This window comes from Ferruginibacter sp. SUN002 (assembly GCF_050611725.1).
In the GTDB taxonomy this organism is placed as follows: Bacteria; Bacteroidota; Bacteroidia; order Chitinophagales; family Chitinophagaceae; genus Ferruginibacter.
Genome location: NZ_JBODJB010000001.1, coordinates 49,947 through 72,616 on the forward strand (window position 1 = coordinate 49,947; position 22,670 = coordinate 72,616).

A 22,670-nucleotide genomic window follows, 5' to 3' on the forward strand; every position below is an offset into this window, starting at 1 on the left:
TAACAATCAGCAGTTGTACTACTATCAACTAATATCGGGCTTGACCGAATTCTATCTGGCTTTTAGTTGTTAACTTCAACATTAGTTTTTCAATCGGCTTCAGTTGCCGGGCAGACACAGTAACAATTCCAGCCCTGCGGCAAGCCTCGAACGTTAGCGGAAATTCTCCTGAATGAAACATCTACTCATTTTATTGCTTTTGGAACTTTCTACAAAAAGCTCATTCAGTCAGTCAAATCAACCAAGCTTACTTTATGGGAGGTATGAAGGAATTGAAATAAGATATCTCAAACACGTAAACGACACTTCAAGCAAAGTTGACCGAATGAACGAGACTTGGGGGAAAAAAACATTGACCTTAGACAGCAGTGGTACCTTTTTGTTAGAATTTCCTGTTCCGTATCCAACGACAGCTATTGGATTAAAGAGATCAGCTGCAGGTCGATGGAAAAGGATAAACGACACTTTAATTCTCGACAGTTATCAACCTTATAGCGCTTTCATAAAAGTTAAAGAGAAAAAGGTAGATCATAAACATATTCAGGTTAAGTTAAATTATACTAATAAAGGCAAAAAGTATTATCCTGGACTAAGTATTAGAATCAACAATCGGAAGGAGCAAATGATTAATACAAGAGAGAGGAAATGGATATACCTACCTCTGGATACAGTCAGAACTATTTTGATTCAACATTGGGCTGGACCAACGAGTACAGATCGAGAGTGGGTTTATAGACCTAAAAACATTGAATGTAACTCCTTTGCAATAACTGTGAGTGATAGTGATGTAACAACCAATTTTATTGTCGAAGACTATAAGCTTCTTATTGTGGACTCAGCGCTTATACAAATTGACCAAATATTTAGACTTAGTGGAAATGGCTTCAAGTTTATAAACTTCCGCTAACATTGGGTTTTATGCAAGTTGGGCTTGACATTGTGACATCAGCTATTTGCAAATCCCATCTTCAGTTCCAGCAGACGAATATCTATCAGCTTTTGTACTTAACTTCATCAACATATTTTTAATCGGCAGCGGTTATGGGCAGACGGAATACTAATTCCCAACCTGCATAAAGCCCTGTCGTTGCCTACAATAGTAAAATGACACCTCGTTCATATTTATACATACTGACAATAATCTTTTTAACAAGCTGTGACTTTAAATCTGCTGACGATTATTTAAAGCAAGGTCACGACATTGGTTTGACTGGAAATTATAAAGCTGCAATTCCAATTTTTGACAAAGCAATTCAAAAAAATCCAAAATTGAAGGAGGCTTATATTCAACGTGGACTTTGTTATGAAAACATTCACGAAGACAGTCTTGCAATAAACGACTATAAAAAATTGTTGAGCTTTGACCATAAAAACACGACTGCATTTTATTACATTGGACTTTGTAAATACAGACAAAATAAATTTGAAGAAGCAATTGAGTTCTATAACAATGCATTAATTACAAAAGGAATTTCAAATCCGTTAGACACTTCAAGGTCACAATTTGTACTCGACCTCAACAAAAATGGAATACTTGGTGAGCAAGCCACTTTTGATGTTGCATCTTATGAAATATATTATGAAAGAGGTTTAGCATATTATTCGACTGGACAAATAAAAAGAGCCTTTTATGACTTCGAAAATTGCATCAACCAAAAATATCAGTTAGGAGAAAGTAATTATATGATTGGACTTTGTTGGTTGACAGCAAACAAAAAAGACAAAGCTTGTGAAGCATTTAGACAAGGAGCATTTTATGGAGACAGTCTTTCAAAAACACAAATTCTTGAAGTATGCAAGTGAAACTACTGCAGGCAAAATAGGGTTTTATGCAACTTGGGCATGACCAGCAAACATCAACCATTTGCATATCCAAGCTTTGGTTCGGGCTGGGCAAACAACTTTGAACTTTAATTCTTAATTTCAACTTTATATTTTCAATCACCAGCGGTTGTCGGCGGACGGAATACTAATTCCCAACCTGCAGCAAGCCCTGCCCGTTATGCCCAATACTATAACACACCCTACGAATATCAACGCACATAGAAAATGAGATTAGATAGACCACAAATGACGAAATATTTTACATTTTTTCTTTTAATAATTCTAACCAGCAGACAACTTAAAGCTCAAGACACCTTGCGGCTTGATACAACACAACAGTTGAAAGAAGTAATTATAACTTATCAAGCCGACAAACTTACTCCAATAACTTTTCAGAACATAAGTTCTAAAGACCTCAAGACAAAGTCAACAGGACAAGAACCTTCGTTCTTGCTTTCTGAAACTCCATCAATCACGAATTATTCAGACGCAGGAAACTCACAAGGCTATTCCTATTTCAGATTGAGAGGCATTGACCAAACAAGAATCAACATGACACTTGACGGAGTTCCATTAAACGAACCCGAAGATCAAGGAGCATATTTTTCTAACTATCCTGACATCTTAAATTCAGTAAGTAAAATTCAAATTCAACGGGGTGTAGGTACTTCCAAAAATGGAGTAGCAAGTTATGGCGGTAGTATTCAACTATTTTCTCCCCACCTTTACGATTCAACCAAAACAATTCTTGGCTTTGGTTATGGAACATTCAACAGTTTGAGAGCATTTGGCGAATACAATAGCGGAATAAAAAAAAATAAAGCAATTTACGCAAGAGCATCAGAAGTTTTTTCTGACGGCTACAAATACAATTCTTCAAACAACTCACAATCTGTTTTTATAAGTGGCGGTTTGTTCTATGACAAATCAACTTGGAAAATAAATTTGCTTGTCGGACACCAACAAAATCAATTAGCATGGATTGGCGTTTCAGATTCATTGATTGAAACAGATAGAAAAACAAACGCAAACAAAAATGAGAAAGACCAGTTCACTCAATGTTTAGCACAGCTTCAAAACGGTTGGCGACCCAATAATTTTTCATCAATTCAATCAAGTGTTTACTATACTTTCTTAAACGGCAATTACGATTTCAATTTGAACAACTTTTTAGGATTGCCGACCACAAACGAACTTTACAATTATGCTTTTAAATCAACCTTGATTGGCTTTTTCAGCAACTACACTTTTTCAAAAAAGCATTTCAACTGGACAACTGGAATTCACGGAAATATTTATGACCGTCAACATATCGGCAGCGAAAAAACTTTAGGACAGCTCTACAAAAACACTGGCTACAAAAAAGAAGTGAGTGTTTTTACAAAAGCAGATTACACTTTCAAGTGGCTTACATTCTTTGCCGACATTCAATATCGTTATTCATCGTTTGACTATAAAGGAACAGTTACATTTGATAAAATGCAATGGCATTTCATCAATCCAAAAGCAGGATTGAGTGTTGAAGTAAAACCAAACTCTATAATTTATTACAGCATTGGAAGCACAGGCAGAGAGCCAACACGAAACGATATGCTTGGAGGCAATGATGATTTATTAGCAGACAGTTTAGGCAATGCAATTCTTTCAATCAAAACGCCTGAATATGTTCTCAATCATGAGTTAGGTTTTAGACACAAATCAAAGAAATTGAATTTCAATTTGAATCTTTACTACATGGATTTTAAAAATGAAATTGTGCTTGACGGGAAATTTGGACCAAATGGTTTAGCACTCACAAATAAAAGTGAGCAAAGTTTCAGAACAGGAATTGAGTTAAGTGTTACTTACAAAGTCAGCAAATGTTTTTCACTTATAAATAATCCTTCTTTCAATTACAGTCGCATCAAAGAACAAAAGGAAGTGTTCACTCCTATTCTCACACCGCCTTTAATCATCAGTCAAGAAGCGGTTTATACATACAAAGGTTTTTCAGTTACAGTTTCATTAAGGTATCAAGACAAATCATACATTGACTTTGCAAACACTTCTACTGTAAAAAGTTATTTCCTTTTAAATGGACGAGTTAGTTATGACATCAAAGGTTTTCAGTTTTGTGTTTTCGCAAACAACATCACCAACTCAAAATATTTCAACAACGGCTATGTGGATTTTGACGGCAGCAAAAAGTATTTTGTGCAAGCACCGTCAAATTTTTATGCTTCAATAAAATATAGCTTCTGATGAACTTCTTTGAAATAGAAAATATCGCCTTTAAAATATTGGGTTACCCAATCAGCTATGTTGAGTTGATAGGAACATTGTTTGGTTTGGCTTCTGTTTACTTTGCTTCAAGGGCAAACATTCTGACTTGGGGAACAGGAATAGTGAATGAAGTTTTTCTTTTCATTTTGTTTTTTCAAATTCAACTGTATGCAGATATGTTTCTGCAAATTTATTTTTTTGTTGTAACGCTTTACGGTTGGTATAAATGGAACACAAAGACAAGTGAAAACAAATTATCTGAAATAAGTTTCAGAAACAAAATATCTCTTGCTGTTACCATTCTAATCGGAACATTGATTTCGGGTTTTCTCTTAACCAATATTCATTTGTATTTGCCAGCGTATTTCAAAATACAAGCGGCTTATCCTTTCATCGATTCGTTTGTAATGGTTTCAAGTATTGTTGCTACAATCCTACTTGCAAAAAAGAAAATTGAGAACTGGTATTTATGGATTGCAGTTGATTTGGTTTGTGTTGTTCTCTATTTCAAAAAAGGAGTTTACTTTCTCTCACTTGAATATTTTATTTTTCTTGGACTTGCATCTTACGGACTTTATCACTGGAGAAAACAATTAAGGAATGACTAAAGCATTTGTATTCGGTAAGTTTTTGCCTTTTCACAAAGGACATGAAGCGATGATAAATTTCGCTTTGAGTAATTGCGACTTTCTCACAGTTTTAGTTTGTTGCAGCGACAAAGAAAATATTCCCGACACAGTTAGAAAGTCATGGATTGAAAAGACATTTGAAAATGAAAAGAGAGTTGAAGTAAGAACCTTTAACTATTTGGAAAGTGAATTGCCAAACACATCAGAAACTTCCGAATCAGTTTCAAAAATTTGGGCGGACATTTTCAAAAAGCAATTGCCTGATTATTCTCTTCTGATTACATCAGAAGAATACGGCAACTTCGTTGCCGCCTTTATGAATATTCAGCACATTGCTTTTGACATTCCTAAAAAACTTTTTCCTGTTTCGGCCACTGCTGTTCGTAAAGATGTGTTTGCTAATTGGAAATTTTTGCCCGACAGTGTGAAGCCCGACTTTGCAATTAAGGTTGTGATATTGGGAACTGAATCAACAGGCAAGACAACCTTGACAGAAAAACTTGCAAAGCATTTCAATTGCAATTTGGTTTTAGAAGCAGCAAGAGAAATTATTGCTAACTCAAACTCTTTCAGCTTTGACGACTTACATCTTGTAGCAACAGAACATGCAAAGAGAATTGGCAAAACTAGTTTAGCCGACAGTCCGCTTGTAATTATAGACACCGATATTCACACAACAAAATCCTATTCACGATTCACCTTTGAGAAAGAACTTGAAATAAGTGCTGATATTTACAATTCCAATAGAGCAAATATTTATCTTTACCTCAATAACGATGTTGAATATCTGCAAGACGGAACACGATTGAGTGAAGCAGAAAGAAATTTATTAGACCTTTCACACCGACAAGTTTTGACAGACCATAACATTGACATTTTAGAAATAAAGGGCAACTGGGACGAGAGATTTGAAAAGGCAGTTGAACAAGTAAACAAACTAATTGCAACGAATGGACAAAAACACTGGGCATAACACTGGTTTGGCAAAAGTGGCGGTTCAGTGCTCCGCAGACACATTTGTGGTTAATCAAAGTTTGGTTCTCCGCATCAATATTTGTGCTGAAAATCACCACCTTCGCCAAGCCCGAAAAAGTTGATCAATAAAACCCTCTCTCATTCTGTGGCTTAGGTCCTTCGGCACGTAGGGTTTGCTAGCATTTAAAAAACACAATCAAATAAAGGCTGTAATGAGTCATCAATGTTCATTCATATTCTATCGCCGAAATGCTACGCCTGATAGCAGCGGATACCCCGGTGAAGGTTTTGCAGCCGGGCCGGTGCCGGAGTAGCAGCGAATAGCAGGACCAAAGCCGATCAGCGGTATTAGTTTGCGTACAAAAACACTCCAACCTTACCGAAAAACGCATATTCGCTGAAATTTCATTATTTTAGTCGATAATTATTTTACGAAGCAATGAATATTATTAAGAAGAAACCTGTAGAGCAACTCGGCTATGGGTTTGTTGATCCTGAGTTCATTCCCAAAGGGAAAGATGAGTACTACCTCAGGAATATTCAAAATGGCAAATCGGGCAATTACAGAAAATTAACTGCGCTTGAAATTCAGGTGTTGGTTAGAAACAGAAATACCTCCGACGACTGGAATAAAATATTTGTATCGGAAAAATTTAATCCGGAACTGGTTAAGAATTGTCAGTTTTACGGTTTGATACGCATTGGTAAATTAGAACCGCTGTATCTTGAATTTCATAACCTGCGTATGCCGGTTGGTTTATACAACAGTACCATCATCAGCTCCGATTTTGGCGATAATGTTTGTATTGATAATGTGAACTGTTTGAGTAGATACATTATTGGTAACGATGTAATGATCGCTAATGTAAATGAACTGGCTACTACCGATAAAGCAAAATTTGGTAATGGCATTTTAAATGATGGTGAAGATGAGAAATACAGAGTGTGGATGGAATTGTGCAATGAGAATGGTGGTAGAAAAGTGATTTTGTTCGACGGTATGCTTACAGGTGATGCATACCTGTGGAGCCGGTATAGAGACGATGTGGCCCTGATGGAAAAATTTAAAAAATTTACCGAAAACAAATTTGATACAAGAAGGGGTTATTACGGAAGAATACAAGACAGAACCGTTATAAAAAACTGTAAGATCATTAAAGATGTGAATATTGGTAGTGATGCGTATTTGAAAGGGGCGAATAAATTAAAAAATCTTACCATTAACAGCGATAAAAACCGCACTACACAAATTGGTGAAGGTTGCGAAGTGGTGAATGGTATTGTTGGTTATGGTTGCAGAATTTTTTATGGTGTAAAGGCGGTGCGTTTTGTAATGGCCTCACATTCGCAATTAAAATATGGTGCAAGATTATTGAACTCTTATCTTGGCAACAACTCTACCATTTCCTGTTGTGAGGTATTGAACTCATTGATATTTCCGGCACACGAACAACACCATAACAATTCATTTTTATGTGCTTCGCTGATCATGGGGCAAAGTAATATGGCGGCGGGTGCTACCATTGGCAGTAATCATAATAGTCGTGCTGCAGATGGTGAGATCATTGCCGGTCGTGGCTTTTGGCCGGGACTTTGCGTTAGCTTGAAGCACAATTCGAAGTTTGCTTCGTTCACCATTTTAGCTAAAGGAGATTTTCCTGCAGAAGTGAATATACCCGTTCCGTTTAGTTTGGTGGTAAATGATGTATCGAAAGATAATTTAGTGATACTGCCGGGCTACTGGTTCCTGTATAATATGTATGCACTGGAACGCAATTCGAAAAAATATATAGACAGGGACAGACGCACTGAAAAGATACAAAACATCGAATTCGATTATCTGGCTCCCGATACGGTCAATGAAATGTTTGACAGTTTGAAACTATTACAATCGTTAAAGCCTGATAGTAATGGTACGGCAGAAGTTGCTAACTGGGAAAATTCCGACAGAAAAACACTGATCATAAAAGTTCCGAAAGCTATTGAGGTATTTACGGCACTGATAGAATATTATGGTGTGAACGAAATATTCAATCATATAGAAAACAATAAGATCAAAACCTTTGATGAATTAAAGAAAACACTGTCTGCAAAAATTCATAGAAGCGACTGGTTAAACATTGGCGGGCAATTGATACAAAAAACAGTTGTGGATACTTTTAAGATAAACGTAAAAAAAGACAAGATAAAAGGCTGGGATGATGTGCATAATTTTTATAGAAAAGAAGGCGCCGCTTATTCAAAAGATAAACTTGATCATGCTTACACTTCGTTATTGGAAATTTTAAAAATAACGCCTAAACAATTTACACCGGAATTGTTTAAACAATTACTGCTGAAGTATGTGAGAACAAAAGAAGGTTTATGCAAAAGCATTTACAATAGTCGTGCAAAAGACTACAGCAGCGACTTTAGAAAAATGGTATATGAAACAACCGAGGAAATGAATAAAGTAATTGGCAGATTGGAAGACAATGCATTTATTCAACAGGAAATGGCTGAGCTGGATGAAACAAAAAAGAAAATAAACTCATTGATCAAAAAATTCAAATTATAAATTTTGAAAAAACTGTTCGTACTATTTGTATTGGTATTACTATGCAGCAATACTTTTTCTCAAAATCTGGCCACTATAAAAAAAGAACTGGAGGCAACCGATAATCCGCTTGGTTACGTAAAATACAAACTGAAGAAAAAATATGTGATAGACACTATTACTGTTTTAAGCACAACAGAGTTTCTCGGCGTTGCCGATAGCCTTGCTTACAAAGGCAAGGTGGGTAAGGTTTACGGGCCTTTTAAAAAAGGAAATTATCTGATAAAAGTGCTTGCTAAATTGCCCAACACATTTTATCATGTTAGCCATATTGTATTAGACACGGCTATCTTCAGAGAAAAATTTGCTGAAAATTTAGCTGATACGATCATTAGTAAAATAAAAACCGGCAGATCAACTTTTGCAAATATGGCCAAAACTTACAGCTCCGATAATGTTTCATCTGGCAAAGGCGGCGACTTGGGTTGGTTTATAAGAGGTTTTATGCTCCCTCAATTAGATGATGCTATAGCTACACACAAAAAAGGAGAAATATTTAAAGTATGGACAGATATTGGGCTGCACATTGTAACTATCACTGACAAACCAAAAGAGGATAATGGTTTTGCGCTGCTGCTACGAGTGTTACTTTAATTCGGGCAAGTTGCAAGCTCAATAAAGTTTTCGACTATCGAGATTCCCTGTTCCGCATCATTTCACCGTAATTTAATTTTTGTGACAGAGCGGATACTGCCATTGCAATACGTTTGGTTTTTGTGGCGTCGGTTTTTGCAGCATCTATCCATTTACTGAAATAATTTTGCATAGACCTTGTTTGTGTTTTAAAAAATGCCAAGGCATCCGGATCATCTTCCAAACAATCCATAAATTCTCTATTGAGCTCGTAAGTTGTTTTATCCAATGCCAATTGTACGTTCAACATAGCCCCTTTTCTTTTACCGATCCCTTTTCTGATAGCCGCATTTAAAGGCATTATTAGATCGCCTCCTCCCATGGGTAATAAAGAAATACCATTGAAAGCAAAATCGTCTAACTTACCTTTTACCCTGAACCCTTTCTTATCTGCGGAGTAAAGCTGAACAGCTATATCTGCGGGGATGGTAATATATGTCCAGCCCGTCTTTTCTCCTTGCTTCGCAAACTGCAAAATGGTCGTTGTAAATTTTACCATAATGACATTACATTGATTATTGACGTAAAAAACAAAGCTATATCTTTGTCATCTTAAAAAAATGATATGGCAAAAGTAAATATTGCATTGGTACAAATGAGCTGTGTGGCCGATAAGCAAACGAATTTAAACAAGGCTATTGCTAAGGTAAAAGAAGCTGCAAAAAAGGGAGCACAAATTGTTTGTCTGCAGGAACTTTTTACCTCATTATATTTTTGTGATACGGAAGATTACGAGCATTTTAAATTAGCAGAATCTATCCCTGGTGCATCTACCGATGCGTTGAGCAAAGTAGCTGCGGAAGAAGGGGTTGTAATTATTGCATCGCTTTTTGAAAAAAGAACACAAGGTTTGTATCATAACACAACTGCTGTTATTGACGCTGATGGAAAATATTTAGGGAAGTACAGAAAAATGCACATACCTGATGATCCGGCTTTTTACGAAAAATTTTATTTTACTCCGGGTGATCTTGGATATAAAATATTCAAAACAAAATTTGCAACTTTTGGTGTGTTGATCTGTTGGGATCAATGGTATCCGGAAGCTGCAAGAATTACGGCTTTGATGGGAGCTGAAATCTTATTTTATCCAACCGCAATTGGTTGGGCTACTTCGCAAGATGAAGCAACGAATACCGAGCAATACAATGCATGGCAAACCATACAACGCAGTCATGCTGTTGCAAACGGTGTGCATGTGGTAAGTGTTAACAGGGTTGGTTTTGAACAGAATGGCGCTATGAAATTCTGGGGTGGATCTTTTGTTTCGAATCCGTTTGGCACATTGTTATACAAAGCATCTCACGAAGAGGAAGAAGTTGCAATTGTAGAAATTGATACAGCTAAAACAGATAGTTACAGGACACACTGGCCTTTTTTAAGGGACAGAAGAATTGACAGCTATCAACCAATTACAAAAAGATTTATTGACGAGGATTAACCCCCTCCGCCCCCTAAAGGGGAGTTATAGAAAGGGTAATCAAATAAATAAAAATCTCAAAATAATAAGTGAATAAAAATAAATTAGAATCGTCAAATAACTCCCCTTTAGGGGACGGGGGCAAAACTCCTGCTGAACTAGGCTACTACTTCCCTGCCGAATTTGCTCTGCATGAAGCGATGTGGTTGAGCTGGCCTCATAAAGAAGCATCATGGCCGGGAAAGATCGCTGAAATATATCCTTACTATTGCGAATTTATAAAAGAGGTAAGCAAGAGCGAAATAGTACGTATCAATGTGGCTGATGAAGCCATGAGACAATTTGCTTTAGGTCATTTAAAAAAAGCTGCTGCCGATATTTCAAGAATTGAATTTTATTTTCACCCTACCAATGATGCATGGTGCAGAGATCACGGACCGGCATTTTTAATTAACCCATCTGCAAAAGAAAAAAAAATAATTGTTGATTGGAATTACAATGCATGGGGAAATAAATATCCACCTTTCGATCTGGATGATGTGGTGCCAACTCTGATCGGTAAACATTTTAATATACCGGTATATCATCCGGGTATTGTTATGGAAGGCGGTTCGGTGGAATTTAATGGAAAAGGAACTATACTTACTTCGAAAGCATGTTTATTAAATAAGAATCGAAATCCGCATTTAAATCAGGAACAAATAGAGAAATACTTGTATGATTATTATGGCGCTGAACAGATCTTATGGGTGGATGAAGGTATTGTTGGTGATGATACCGATGGCCATATTGATGACACCGTTCGTTTTGTAAATGAAGATACCGTATTGACTGTTATTGAAACAGATAAACAAGATGAGAATTACGAACTGTTACAAGACAATTTGCATCAACTAAAAAAAATGCGTTTATTAAATGGCAAACAATTGAATATTGTTGAACTACCCATGCCCGATGCGGTGATATATGAAAACCAACGGCTACCTGCATCATACGCCAATTTCTATATTGCCAATCATGCAGTGATCGTTCCTACGTTCAGGTGTAAAAAAGATGACGAAGCGTTACAGATCATACAATCTTGTTTCAAAAACAGAGCAGTTGTTGGTATTGATTCTACCGAGATCATTTGGGGATTGGGCAGTTTTCATTGTTTGAGCCAGCAAGAACCAGCAGTTTAATTTACGATTTTCCAAACTTTGAAGGATAAGCACAAATAGAACCAGCTTTAATTTAATGAAATCGTACATCGTACATCCCAAATCGTAAATTAAACTGAACTGTTGGAATCATAGTGAATCCCATATTATTGATCTTTTATTAACTTTTCAATTCATATATTTAGTACATGAAAAACTTTACAAAACTACTCTCCGTACTATTTTTTACAATTATAGCTTTGCAGGTATCTGCACAGAAAAAAGATTTTTCTGCGGTAGATAATTATGTAAAAAGCTTGGGTTCACTTGATACATTAAATATGGGTACCATTAGTTATGTAATTACAAAAAAGTTTCCTGATAATTTAGATAAAGTGAGAGCCATTTTTGACTGGATAGCATACAATATCAATTTCGATCTTAAAGCTGCAAAAGCAAATAATAATGATAAAAGCGGTTCGGATATTATTTTAAAAACAAGAAAAGCAACAGCAGCAGGTTATGCCGCACTGTTTCAGGATATGTGCAGTGTGGTAAAAATAAGATGCCTTACTGTTGATGGTTGGGTAAAAAATAATGTTGAACAAATTGGCGAAAAGCCGGATGAGTTCAATCACACATGGGCAGTGGTACAATTAGGGCAGAGCCCGGAAACATGGTTTTATGTAGATCCTACCTGGGGCAGTGGCTACACCGATGAAAAAATGACCACCTACACTAAAAGTTTTAATGATAATTATTTCTTCGCCAACAAAACCATTTTCAACTTTCAACATTTTCCCGATAATATGGCCTGGCAATTAGGTAACGGATCAAAAAACATTAAGGAATTCATCAATACACCGTTAGTAAAAGAAACGGCATATAATGTTGGATTAAGTTCTTACGCTCCCGACAATGGATACATTAAAACCAAATCGAGTAAAGCAGTTCAGTTCTCTATAAAAATTTCTGACACAGTGAATGTGCAAATTGTATCGCTTGTAATTGGTCCGGAAAAAAAGAAAAAAACCAAAACAGTTGACTATACTTTTACAGAGGGTAAAATTTTGTTCAGTTATAAATTCGATGAGGAAGATACCTACCCTGTTACCGTTTTGATCAACAATAAACCTGTACTTGCTTATTTTGCAGAAGTGGTTGAATAAACGATTTAACAATACTTTATTATACAAGGAGTATCATTTCGTATTTACATTTGGTTTATAAATTTAAAACAAAATGAAAGAAAACTCTTTTCTGAAGCCAGCCATCATCGGCCTGGCTATTATTTTAACTGCATTTATCCTCGGTAGTGCTTTTAAAAATCGAAATGCTACCGACGATTCAATTTCAGTAACAGGGTTGGGTTCCAAAGATTTTATTTCAGATGAAATTTCCTGGTCGGGTAGTTTCAACACCAAAGCGATGGAAGCTAAAGATGCATACAATCTTATCAATGACGACAAAGAAAAAGTAAAAGCATTTTTTATTTCGAAAGGCTTCAAAGAAAATGAATTTTCATTTGGCGGTGTAAACTTCAATCAATCTTACCGTACCATCACCATTGAAACTGATGGAAATACTACAAAGACCGAACAGATATTCGACGGTTACACAGCCACGCAAAGTGTAAATTTCATCAGCATAAAAAATCCTGAGTTGATGAAGAAAATAGAAAATGTAATAGATCATACAGCAGAATTGATCAACTCGGGTATTCAGTTCAACAGTAATTCGGTTCAATATACTTATTCTGACCTACCAAGTTTGAAACACAACCTGATAGAAAAGGCAACACAGGATGCAAAAGAAAGAGCACAAAAGATTGTAAAGACAGGCGAAGGGGATCTGGGTAAATTAAAAGATGCCAGCATGGGTGTATTTCAGATCACCGGAAAAGGATCGGTTGAAGAAGACAGCTATGGTGGCAATAATGATACATACAGCAAAGCTAAAACAGCTCGTATTACTGTTAGGTTAACATATGAATTAGAATAAAAAATGTAGATAAAAAAAGTCCTCAATTTTCATTGAGGACTTTTCATTTAAGCTCTTTGTTTTACCGGAGCTTTTTTCTTTACTTTCTTTAATGTACCGTCGATGGCTTTACTCAATTCATCGAAAGTGATCTTACCATTGTATCGTTCGCCATTAATAAAAAATGTAGGAACATTTGTAACACCTCTATCTTTTCCTTCTCTGATATCTCCCTGAACCTGCCAGCCATAAGTTGCATTTACCAACTCATCTAAGAAACGTTTGTTGTTAACGCCTGCTTCTTTACTATGTAATTTTAAACTGGTGGTTCCTAAATTTCTGCGGTTTGCAAATAAAATATTGTGCATTTCCCAGAATTTACCGTCTTGTGCAGTAGCAACTGCCGCTTCACCCGCCTTTAAAGCACGTTGGTGAATATTAGTTAAAGGAAAATGACGGAAATTAAAACGGATCTTACCTTCATATTCTTCCAACAATTGTTTAACTACCTCGTTAGCTTTTGCACATGCTTCACTTTCATATTCACCAAACTCTTCTAATGTTACCAACGCATTTTTGTTTCCTACAAATACATCTCTCGGTTCTATAATTTCAACCACATCTTTCTTAAATGCCATAATGATCTCCTTTTTTTATATGTTTTAGGTAGAAAATTCTACCGAATTGCTGCAATTTCTTGTTCTGTAAACTGTGGATTATGCTAGTTAGATAAGTATAAAATGTCAGTTCAGAAGGATTACCAAGCGACGAAAGGTACTATTTTTTGCCATTTTTTATCTACCATTTAAGGAATATTTCCTTTATTCATTATTAATAATGATGATAATCAATGAGTTATAAAATTTTAATTTTTATCCTTAACAAGACATTTACACAGATTTAGCCTTAGTTTCCCTTTTTTTCTCCGAAACCGACTCGTTTCTGAAAACTACCGTACCATCGAAAACATCTACCAAAACCGGCTTGGTTTTGTCAATATCTCCCGCTAAAATCCGTTTGCTTAATTGGTTAACGATCTCTTTCTGAATCAATCTTTTTAAGGGCCTTGCACCAAACTGGGTATCATATCCGTTTTCTGCCAGGTAATCCAAAGCATAATCACTAAATGTTAATTGAATACCGCTTTCTGCCACCAATTTTTTCAGGTTGTCGAGCTGAATACCGATGATCCCCTTTATTTCTTTTTTCATTAAAGGCTGGAACATGATGATCTCATCAATCCTGTTCAAAAATTCCGGACGAATGGTTTGTTTTAATAAATTAACCACTTCGGCTTTTGTACTTTCCACCACTTCCTCTTTATTCTTATCGGTGATGTTTTCAAAATTCTCCTGAATGATCTGGCTGCCCATATTACTTGTCATGATGATGATGGTGTTTTTGAAATTCACCACCCTACCCTTGTTGTCTGTTAATCTTCCATCATCTAAAACCTGTAGTAAAACATTGTACACATCAGGGTGGGCCTTTTCAATTTCATCTAAAAGCACCACGCTATATGGTTTACGTCGTACTGCTTCTGTTAACTGGCCACCTTCATCGTAACCAACATAACCCGGAGGCGCACCAACCAATCTGCTCACAGAATGTTTTTCCTGATATTCACTCATATCAATTCTGGTCATCATACTATCGTCATCAAAGAGATAGTCTGCCAACGCTTTTGCCAATTCTGTTTTACCCACACCGGTAGTACCAAGGAAAATAAAAGAACCGATCGGTTTTTTAGGATCTTGTAATCCAGCTCTGCTTCTGCGAATGGCATCACTTACAGCTTCGATTGCTTCTTCTTGTCCAACAACTCTTTTATGCAATTCTTCCTCCAGATTCAACAATTTTTCTCTTTCACTTTGCAACATTTTCATCACGGGAATACCTGTTGCTTTCGCTATATTTTCAGCAATGTCTTCCGCATCAACCTCTTCTTTCAATAAACGTTTTTCACTGATCTGATCAAGTAATTGTGTTTGCTCTGCAATGATCTTCTCTTGTTCTTGTACTTTACCATATCTGATCTCGGCTACTTTACCGTAATTACCTTCACGTTCTGCTTTTTCTGCAGCCAATTTTAAGTTCTCTATTTCGGCTTTTGCATTTTGTACTTTTTCAACTACCTCTTTTTCCTGTTGCCATTTTGCTTTGAATGTATCTCTTTGTACAGCAAGATTAGATATCTCTGTATTCAATTCCTTCAGTTTTACTTCATCACTTTCTCTCTTGATCGCTTCTCTTTCAATTTCAAGTTGGCGTATTTGTCTTTCTAACTTGTCTAATTCTTCGGGCATAGAGTTCATCTCTAAACGAAGCTTAGCAGCACTTTCATCAATTAGGTCGATGGCTTTATCCGGTAAAAAACGATCGGTAATATATCTGTGAGATAATTCTACTGCAGCAATGATCGCTTCATCTTTGATACGAACATGATGATAGGTTTCATAACGATCTTTCAACCCACGTAAAATGGAAACGGCATCATCAACAGTAGGTTCATCTACCATTACTTTCTGAAAACGTCTTTCCAACGCTTTATCTTTTTCAAAAAATTTCTGATACTCATTCAATGTGGTTGCTCCTACTGCTCTCAACTCTCCTCTAGCTAAAGCTGGTTTCAAAATATTAGCAGCATCCATGGCTCCATCGCCTCCACCTGCACCAACAAGTGTATGAATTTCATCGATGAATAAAATTATTTCCCCATCGCTTGATGTAACTTCCTTTACAACGGATTTTAATCTTTCTTCAAACTCTCCTTTATACTTTGCGCCGGCTATCAATTGCCCCATATCCAAAGCATAAATAATTTTTGATCTTAAATTCTCGGGAACATCGCCATTTACAATACGCATGGCTAAACCTTCGGCAATGGCTGTTTTACCAACACCGGGCTCTCCTACCAAAATGGGATTGTTTTTACTTCTACGAGAAAGAATGTGTAAGGTTCTGCGTATCTCTTCATCTCTACCGATGACGGGATCTAATTTCCCTGCTCTTGCCATTTCAATTAAGTTCTTTGCATACTTATTCAATGCGTTGAACTGTGTTTCCTGAGTTTGAGAAGAAATTGTAGATCCTTTACGCAGATCTTTTATTGCAGCGGTTAAACCTTTTTCTGTAAGACCTGCGTCTTTTAAAATTTTTGCACTGTTATCATTACCTTGAAGTAAAGCGATCAATAAATGTTCTACACTTACAAACTCATCGCCAAATGATTTTAAAATGCCAGACGACTTTAAGATAACAGTATTCATATCACGACTAACCATTTGAGCCGGTTCGCCGTTTTGAACTTTTGGTAGTTTATTAATACTCTCATCTACTTTACTCTCAACAAAATTTACGTTGACGTTATTTTTTTTCAATAGAAATTCTATCGGCGAATCATCTTCGCTGAGTAATGCTTTTAACAAGTGCTCAGTCTCAATATTCGGATTGGCATTATTGAATGCCAACTGCTGAGATTGAGCAATTGCTTCCTGTGCTTTAATGGTGAAATTATTCAGATTCATATCGTTATTTTATGTGTTAATTTTAGTAGTTCAGTGCAAATGCCAATCCAAATGATAAATTCAGCAATTATGGCGTATAAATGCATAGGTAGCTGCCGCAAATGCAGTACAGCAAATATTTTTCTGCTATTGTTGCAGGTTTTAAACTCAATAATGTAATAAAAAATGGAGCGGTAATTACGGGATAAAAGTAATGCGGTTGAAAAACGACGATCAATTATCATTCACTTTTTTTCAAGACCACAAGCAGCCTATCTGCTTTATAGATATCAGCATAAAATTTTGCCAACTCAGAATAATCAGCAGCAGGAAAATTACCACTGAATTGTTCCCTGTTTCGGTAATAAATTATTTGATTACTTTTCACAACAAAAGAAGCATAATATTTTCCGAATTTATTTTCAATTTTTGTTATTCCCGGAAGCGACTCAACCTGATAGCCTGCAGGGAAATCTATAATAACACTATCCATATCATGGTATTCAAAATTCAGTTCTACCGAATTTATTCTTGCAGTATCGGTACTTAAACGTCTTTTTGTTTTTGATAAAACATTCGGAGAAATAAATAATCTTTTACCACTCACCTGAGCGTAATTCCTGGCTTTGATCTCCAGATCTTCGTAAACTACAGGTAGTTTACCAGCTTGTTCTTTGAATGAATAATTAATGATATCAAAACTTGGAAGCATGATTACTTCTTTCAGATATTCTGTTACACTTGCTTTTGATAAATTATTGATCACTGAATGCAGGTTATCCTGCTGCATAGCTGCATAAGTTGTTTTAACTTTTGTATTCAAATCACCGGTTTCTTCCAGCACCGCATTGATCTTTCTAACCTGAATATTATCATCAATATCATATTTGGGTGTCCGTACAATCTTACCTCCATTTTCATCTACTAATAGGGCATATCTGTCTGCAGTAAACGAACTTAAGTAACCCATTGGCAAGGTTTGACTGGTACATTCCAACCAAACACTATCTTTTTGTAAGGGCACACATACAATAATATGATTGAATTGTGTTGAGGGAAAATCAACCAATAGTTTTTTATCGTCGTCACCGGATTTTATAAGTGTGTAAAAAGCTTTAAGTCCTACTTCTTTCAACATGGCACACATGTAATTGCTCAATGCTTTACAATCACCATAGCCCTTTTGTGCAACATACTCCGCAGGAAATGTCTGCCATCCTCCAATACCTAATTTAATATTAACATAACGAGTATTGTTTTGCAGGTATTTATAAAGTGTTCGAATCTTTTCCCGATCATCATGAATTGAATCGGTCAATTGATGCACCATGTTTTTTGTAGCTTCGGGCAATTGATCTCTTCCTACGTTTAATGAATAAACGAATTTTCCAAATCCAGACCAAGTACTCATATTACCTTTATAATCTTCTACATCAAAATCTGTTGGTGCTAAAAAAACTGTTGGTGTTAACTCATACCATTCCTGAGATAAAATTTCTTTGCTTACTGCACTAAATTTTTCTATCTGCCATTCATATACATTATTATTTTTGTTCTTAGTGATAGTAGGCTCCTTACTTATATTGAACATTTTATAACGGAGGCCATAGTCAACCGGTGTTTCTACAATCAACTTACTTAATTCTACTGATAGATTACTTCCTTGCACAGGCATCCAATCCGGAAAATAAAAAATCCCTTTAAAATCAATGGCGGTTTCGTATTGTATGGTGTATGGGTAATTTTTATTCTGAAAATTGTAGTACTTAATCCGGCTATCAGAAACAAAACTAGAACCCCCTGCAAGACTTATGTCTTGAATATCCGATTTTTTCAGCTTTCTGATTCTTTCACCAAAAGCGTCGAATAATTCACCTTCTATATATTTGACATTTCGCAATTTATCATAGTATTCATAAACACCTGCATAATGATCAGCAGCCTCGTTCAAAATTGTAATGGCGTATTTATGATAAAGTGTTGCCTTTCCAATATCATCAATTACAAGTTTTACTTCTTCAAACCGCTTAATTGCATTTGCATTTTTTAACAGGCCAGCTGTAACAAGACATATAGAATAATTATTTTTTTGTGCCTGACTTTTTAGGGCCTGAGAAAAAAACACAAGAATTAATATCGTTGTTCTAAAGATCATTATTTCTTTAATTTAAAAACAATTTGTTCGCTTTGCTTTTTTACGATGTAGTCAAAAAAGCTTCTTAATGCCTCATACTCTTCGGGATAGAAAGTTGCTTTTTCGAGTTTAATTCTTGATCTTAAGTTAATTGAACTCTCTCCAACAGATATCAGATATTCAAAGTACCCTTCTTCTCCATTAAAAGTAACTTTAGTTGGTGCCGGCACTTCATCTACAACATATCCTTCTGGTATATCTAAATATAACGCTACCGTTTCATCTGTTAAATAAGGCATTTCAACAGGATATTTCCTTTCTGCCGATTTAAAATAATTTTCGGTATAACCTTCTTTGAGCATCGGGTTGAAGTAAATTACATCTGCATTACCTGAATTGTCTATCGTTAAATTATATTTTAAGTTAATCGTCTTTTCACAATCGTCAAGATTCTCAAGCTTTATATCCCTAGCAACAAAGTTCTCAGCGTAAGAAGAAGACAATTCTTTTTCAAATTGCCCAATACCATGCTGTGCAATTTCATCTCTTATATCATACGACTCGTAATACCCCAAATTGGAACTAAGATTTCCTTCCCATTTACCTTTTACTTTCTGATCATTGAAAAGCATGATGTTAGTGTATTTGGCTTCAGCTAAAGTGTCTGGTGAAAAATTAATTGCTAAAGGAATTTTATCGATTACCCTTGCATCTCCGTTATAACAAAATAACGGAAGATGCCCAAAGCCAATTTTAGTTTTAGATGCATCTAAAAAATAATTTGTACTATCAATGTCTAATTTACATACCACATAATTAAATCTATCGAGTAGAGGATAAATGTTATTGATATAACCATGATCAGTAGTACTTAGAATAACAGGAGCGGCATACAGGTTTTCATGTTTGAGCATAGCAATCAACAATACATTAATTTCTGCAACAGATCCGCTTTTAGAGCTAAAAACATCCTTCAATGGTTTGCTCAGTAATATACCTCTGTCACCCGTTGATTTTATTTGCTTTTTTACATATTCGTAAATCTTTCTGGCTTTATCAATTTTCGTTAAAGCTCCGCTCATTATCAATTTAATATCATCATCCAGCCAATTATTCTCCTTATTTATTTTGGCTCCGAAATCATCACTTTGCATTAATTCGTCACTTACAGTGATCCAATCTCCCATAACCTTTTTCGGAGGTTGATTAGGAAATTTGTAACCCGACATTTGAAACTCAATTCTAGCTATATGGTTTTTTATTGAGGATGTGTATTTCTCTTCCTTAAGTGCCGGAACATCTTTCATGATCCATGTGTTTTCTGTTTCTGTACCACTCAGCTTTAAATGATCCGGGCTACCGTAAGCGCCATTGTAATCAACGGTAACGTAGTAATCGCCGTGATATGATTTATTATTCTTTTTGAAAAAAGGGTGATAGCCCTGTGAAAGAAAAACATATTCAAAAAATTCTGGCACTTTGGTTGTGTATTCGCTCCAAACCCTCGGATAAGAGCCTTGAAAATTCCACGCATGCAGATTAAACAAATAATCAGAATTAATAGTGTATGAATATTCTATTATACAACCTTCTTTAACCTGAGGCAATGTAAATTTCTTGACCACATGGTTCTTATCATACTTATCTTTAAAAACCGACTTCATATCCAGTTTTGTTTCAACTACTTTACCGTTTTCAAGATTATAAGTTATTGCACTGATCTTCTCCAAACTCTCTTCTTTATTTCCTTGAACATATAATGGGATCTCAACATTGGCCAGATCAAAACCATTTTTATTAATTATTTTTACACGACGCTGGTGTTTAAATACCAATGTAAAATACCCCTTTGTGTTTCCTTCAAACGAACTAATACCCACGTCTGCAATTACAACAGCACCTTCGGTTGTATCAACATTTAATTTTGTAATATCAAAGTCTTCAACAGAAACTCGTCCAAACTTTATGGGCAATTTATCCTGAGCATACAGGCTATTCGATATAAATAAGAAACAAAGTCCGGAAAGAATAAAAAACTTAAACTTCATAAAGTACAAATTTTAATTTTATGTTCGCTAAATTTAGTAAATCTGAATATATCTGAAAGTAAATAATGAATATTTCTGAAAAAAAATATTTTATAAAAAAATTAGCAACCGATCTGGGATTTACTCATTGCGGTATTGCTAAAGCTGCACGGCTAGACGAAGATGCCCGTCGTTTAGAAAAATGGTTGAATAAGGGTATGCATGGCAATATGCAATACATGGAAAACCATTTTGATCTTAGAACCGATCCGAATAAATTAGTACCCGGCGCCAAATCTGTAATTACATTATTATTAAATTACTTCCCAAATGAGCAGCAAAACAGCAACGCTCCTAAAATAGCCAAATATGCGCTGGGAAAGGATTACCATGAAGTGATCAGAGAAAAATTAAAAACATTTTTGCTTTTACTGAGAAAAGATATCGGCGAAATAAACGGCAGAGGTTTTGTTGATAGCGCTCCTGTGCTAGAAAGAACCTGGGCTCAAAAATCAGGGCTTGGCTGGATCGGAAAAAACGGAAACATTATCAATAAGCAAAGTGGCAGTTTCTTCTTTATTGCTACACTAATCGTAGATATTGAATTAGCTTACGATGACCCATATGCGAAAGATTATTGTGGTACTTGTACAAATTGCATTGATCATTGCCCAACAGAAGCTATTTTACCGGATAAAGTAATTGACGGCAGCAAATGCATCTCCTATTTTACGATTGAGTTGAAAGATGCTTTGATCCCCGATACCATGAAAGGCAAATTTAACAACTGGATGTTTGGCTGCGATGTTTGTCAGGATGTTTGTCCCTGGAACAGATTTTCAAAATCAACCGAAGAAGCCAACTTCACACCTATCCGTGAAGTGCTCAATTTTTCTATTAATGATTGGGAAGAATTAACGGAGGAATCTTTTAAAAAAATATTCAGACATTCTCCTTTAAAAAGAAGTAAATGGCAGGGAATTAAAAGAAACCTACAATTTATACAACAATAATAGTTATAAGGCTTCTACATATTTTTTCAAACTCTCCAGTGTAGTTTCATAACCCGGGCCGTAAATTTTATCGATGAAAATACCATAAAATTTTTCCCATGGATACCAATGTAGCTTTGTAAGTGATCTCCATTCTACCTGCAGCTGACCAGACTTCTGAACAGGAATGATATTTAGTTCATTTTCTATAGGATCATCTCCATGTGCCTGCATTGTAAATTTTATGGATGAAGAATCTGCAGTTGTAATGCGTATATGTGTTGTCTTACCCATGTAAGTTACATCGCAACACTTTCCGCTGTATACTGCAGGGTCATCGCAATATGCAAGCACTGTACCATCTGCTTGTAATCCCGGATGCCACTCATGCCATTTTTTAACATTAGATAAATGATCATATAAAATGCTCTTGCTACAGTTAATAACAGTGGCTCTCGATATCCTTACAGTTGATGGAATTAATAGTGAAAACAATGTTATCACTAAAAACAAAACAATTGAAACAAATAAAAATCCTTTTACTAAACGCATA

18 protein-coding genes are annotated in these 22,670 nt (G+C 35.7%); 12 read left to right on the forward strand and 6 right to left on the reverse strand.

The features are described from left to right. The first annotated feature begins 172 nt into the window (after nucleotides 1–172). The 7 genes from ACQ33O_RS00205 (at nucleotide 173) to ACQ33O_RS00235 (ending at nucleotide 8,880) form a co-directional block, all read left to right on the forward strand. Complete coding sequence (locus ACQ33O_RS00205) at nucleotides 173–907, forward strand: hypothetical protein (protein ID WP_430993522.1); 735 nt, start codon at nucleotides 173–175, stop codon at nucleotides 905–907. A gap of 197 nt (nucleotides 908–1,104) precedes the next feature. Continuing rightward, nucleotides 1,105–1,803, forward strand: a complete 699-nt coding sequence (locus ACQ33O_RS00210; protein WP_430993523.1) for a tetratricopeptide repeat protein — start codon at nucleotides 1,105–1,107, stop codon at nucleotides 1,801–1,803. A 246-nt stretch (nucleotides 1,804–2,049) separates the two neighbouring features. Beyond that, nucleotides 2,050–4,065 carry a TonB-dependent receptor gene (locus ACQ33O_RS00215; RefSeq protein ID WP_430993524.1) on the forward strand — a complete coding sequence of 672 codons (2,016 nt, stop codon included), beginning with the start codon at nucleotides 2,050–2,052 and terminating at the stop codon, nucleotides 4,063–4,065. Next, on the forward strand, nucleotides 4,065–4,694 hold the full coding sequence (pnuC, locus tag ACQ33O_RS00220) for a nicotinamide riboside transporter PnuC (protein WP_430993525.1): 630 nt from the start codon (nucleotides 4,065–4,067) through the stop codon (nucleotides 4,692–4,694). Before ACQ33O_RS00215 ends, pnuC begins: the two co-directional genes overlap by 1 nt. Then, nucleotides 4,687–5,688: an AAA family ATPase gene (locus ACQ33O_RS00225; protein WP_430993526.1), complete on the forward strand. Its 1,002-nt coding sequence runs from the start codon at nucleotides 4,687–4,689 to the stop codon at nucleotides 5,686–5,688. The genes pnuC and ACQ33O_RS00225 overlap by 8 nt, the downstream gene beginning before the upstream one ends. A 441-nt stretch (nucleotides 5,689–6,129) precedes the next feature. Continuing rightward, complete coding sequence (locus ACQ33O_RS00230; protein ID WP_430993527.1) at nucleotides 6,130–8,247, forward strand: DUF4954 family protein; 2,118 nt, start codon at nucleotides 6,130–6,132, stop codon at nucleotides 8,245–8,247. A gap of 3 nt (nucleotides 8,248–8,250) precedes the next feature. Continuing rightward, entirely contained in the window at nucleotides 8,251–8,880 is a 630-nt protein-coding gene (locus tag ACQ33O_RS00235; protein WP_430993528.1) for a peptidylprolyl isomerase, read from the forward strand. 34 nt (nucleotides 8,881–8,914) lie between these two features. Here ACQ33O_RS00235 and ACQ33O_RS00240 read toward each other — a convergent pair whose 3' ends face one another. After that, nucleotides 8,915–9,418 carry a YdeI/OmpD-associated family protein gene (locus tag ACQ33O_RS00240; protein ID WP_430993529.1) on the reverse strand — a complete coding sequence of 168 codons (504 nt, stop codon included), beginning with the start codon at nucleotides 9,416–9,418 and terminating at the stop codon, nucleotides 8,915–8,917. A 66-nt stretch (nucleotides 9,419–9,484) separates the two neighbouring features. Here ACQ33O_RS00240 and ACQ33O_RS00245 point away from each other — a divergent pair, with 66 nt between their 5' ends. From ACQ33O_RS00245 to ACQ33O_RS00260, 4 genes are all read left to right on the forward strand, one after another. Next, nucleotides 9,485–10,360, forward strand: a complete 876-nt coding sequence (locus ACQ33O_RS00245) for a carbon-nitrogen hydrolase (protein ID WP_430993530.1) — start codon at nucleotides 9,485–9,487, stop codon at nucleotides 10,358–10,360. A 68-nt stretch (nucleotides 10,361–10,428) separates the two neighbouring features. Next, nucleotides 10,429–11,520 carry an agmatine deiminase family protein gene (locus ACQ33O_RS00250; RefSeq protein ID WP_430993531.1) on the forward strand — a complete coding sequence of 364 codons (1,092 nt, stop codon included), beginning with the start codon at nucleotides 10,429–10,431 and terminating at the stop codon, nucleotides 11,518–11,520. Nucleotides 11,521–11,687: 167 nt separating this feature from the next. Beyond that, nucleotides 11,688–12,647: a transglutaminase domain-containing protein gene (locus tag ACQ33O_RS00255; RefSeq protein ID WP_430993532.1), complete on the forward strand. Its 960-nt coding sequence runs from the start codon at nucleotides 11,688–11,690 to the stop codon at nucleotides 12,645–12,647. Nucleotides 12,648–12,720: 73 nt separating this feature from the next. Further along, a complete protein-coding gene (locus ACQ33O_RS00260) occupies nucleotides 12,721–13,479 on the forward strand; it encodes an SIMPL domain-containing protein (protein WP_430993533.1) in 759 nt (252 codons plus the stop codon). Between the two features lie 47 nt (nucleotides 13,480–13,526). Here ACQ33O_RS00260 and ACQ33O_RS00265 read toward each other — a convergent pair whose 3' ends face one another. The 4 genes from ACQ33O_RS00265 to ACQ33O_RS00280 form a co-directional block, all read right to left on the reverse strand. Beyond that, on the reverse strand, nucleotides 13,527–14,096 hold the full coding sequence (locus tag ACQ33O_RS00265; RefSeq protein WP_430993534.1) for a DsbA family protein: 570 nt from the start codon (nucleotides 14,094–14,096) through the stop codon (nucleotides 13,527–13,529). Nucleotides 14,097–14,348: 252 nt separating this feature from the next. Continuing rightward, on the reverse strand, nucleotides 14,349–16,985 hold the full coding sequence (gene clpB / locus ACQ33O_RS00270) for an ATP-dependent chaperone ClpB (protein ID WP_430993535.1): 2,637 nt from the start codon (nucleotides 16,983–16,985) through the stop codon (nucleotides 14,349–14,351). A 220-nt stretch (nucleotides 16,986–17,205) separates the two neighbouring features. Beyond that, nucleotides 17,206–19,119 carry a DUF3857 domain-containing transglutaminase family protein gene (locus ACQ33O_RS00275; RefSeq protein ID WP_430993536.1) on the reverse strand — a complete coding sequence of 638 codons (1,914 nt, stop codon included), beginning with the start codon at nucleotides 19,117–19,119 and terminating at the stop codon, nucleotides 17,206–17,208. Next, nucleotides 19,119–21,146, reverse strand: a complete 2,028-nt coding sequence (locus ACQ33O_RS00280) for a DUF3858 domain-containing protein (protein ID WP_430993537.1) — start codon at nucleotides 21,144–21,146, stop codon at nucleotides 19,119–19,121. The genes ACQ33O_RS00275 and ACQ33O_RS00280 overlap by 1 nt, the downstream gene beginning before the upstream one ends. A 65-nt stretch (nucleotides 21,147–21,211) precedes the next feature. Here ACQ33O_RS00280 and queG point away from each other — a divergent pair, with 65 nt between their 5' ends. After that, the gene (gene queG, locus ACQ33O_RS00285) at nucleotides 21,212–22,138 is read left to right on the forward strand and encodes a tRNA epoxyqueuosine(34) reductase QueG (protein ID WP_430993538.1); all 927 of its coding nucleotides are present in this window, start codon (nucleotides 21,212–21,214) and stop codon (nucleotides 22,136–22,138) included. A gap of 3 nt (nucleotides 22,139–22,141) precedes the next feature. Here queG and ACQ33O_RS00290 read toward each other — a convergent pair whose 3' ends face one another. After that, complete coding sequence (locus ACQ33O_RS00290) at nucleotides 22,142–22,669, reverse strand: SRPBCC family protein (RefSeq protein WP_430993539.1); 528 nt, start codon at nucleotides 22,667–22,669, stop codon at nucleotides 22,142–22,144. Nucleotide 22,670 lies beyond the last annotated feature (1 nt).

Excerpts from the sequence above, each read along its gene's own strand:
- ACQ33O_RS00240 (WP_430993529.1), bottom strand. The coding sequence starts at position 9,418 with ATGGTAAAATTTACAACGACCATTTTGCAGTTTGCGAAGCAAGGAGAA.
- ACQ33O_RS00245 (WP_430993530.1), top strand. The coding sequence starts at position 9,485 with ATGGCAAAAGTAAATATTGCATTGGTACAAATGAGCTGTGTGGCCGAT.
- ACQ33O_RS00260 (WP_430993533.1), top strand. The coding sequence starts at position 12,721 with ATGAAAGAAAACTCTTTTCTGAAGCCAGCCATCATCGGCCTGGCTATT.
- ACQ33O_RS00280 (WP_430993537.1), bottom strand. The coding sequence starts at position 21,146 with ATGAAGTTTAAGTTTTTTATTCTTTCCGGACTTTGTTTCTTATTTATA.
- clpB (WP_430993535.1), bottom strand. The coding sequence starts at position 16,985 with ATGAATCTGAATAATTTCACCATTAAAGCACAGGAAGCAATTGCTCAA.
- ACQ33O_RS00230 (WP_430993527.1), top strand. The coding sequence starts at position 6,130 with ATGAATATTATTAAGAAGAAACCTGTAGAGCAACTCGGCTATGGGTTT.
- ACQ33O_RS00215 (WP_430993524.1), top strand. The coding sequence starts at position 2,050 with ATGAGATTAGATAGACCACAAATGACGAAATATTTTACATTTTTTCTT.
- ACQ33O_RS00225 (WP_430993526.1), top strand. The coding sequence starts at position 4,687 with ATGACTAAAGCATTTGTATTCGGTAAGTTTTTGCCTTTTCACAAAGGA.
- ACQ33O_RS00255 (WP_430993532.1), top strand. The coding sequence starts at position 11,688 with ATGAAAAACTTTACAAAACTACTCTCCGTACTATTTTTTACAATTATA.
- ACQ33O_RS00290 (WP_430993539.1), bottom strand. The coding sequence starts at position 22,669 with ATGCGTTTAGTAAAAGGATTTTTATTTGTTTCAATTGTTTTGTTTTTA.
- queG (WP_430993538.1), top strand. The coding sequence starts at position 21,212 with ATGAATATTTCTGAAAAAAAATATTTTATAAAAAAATTAGCAACCGAT.
- ACQ33O_RS00210 (WP_430993523.1), top strand. The coding sequence starts at position 1,105 with ATGACACCTCGTTCATATTTATACATACTGACAATAATCTTTTTAACA.
- ACQ33O_RS00265 (WP_430993534.1), bottom strand. The coding sequence starts at position 14,096 with ATGGCATTTAAGAAAGATGTGGTTGAAATTATAGAACCGAGAGATGTA.
- pnuC (WP_430993525.1), top strand. The coding sequence starts at position 4,065 with ATGAACTTCTTTGAAATAGAAAATATCGCCTTTAAAATATTGGGTTAC.
- ACQ33O_RS00205 (WP_430993522.1), top strand. The coding sequence starts at position 173 with ATGAAACATCTACTCATTTTATTGCTTTTGGAACTTTCTACAAAAAGC.
- ACQ33O_RS00275 (WP_430993536.1), bottom strand. The coding sequence starts at position 19,119 with ATGATCTTTAGAACAACGATATTAATTCTTGTGTTTTTTTCTCAGGCC.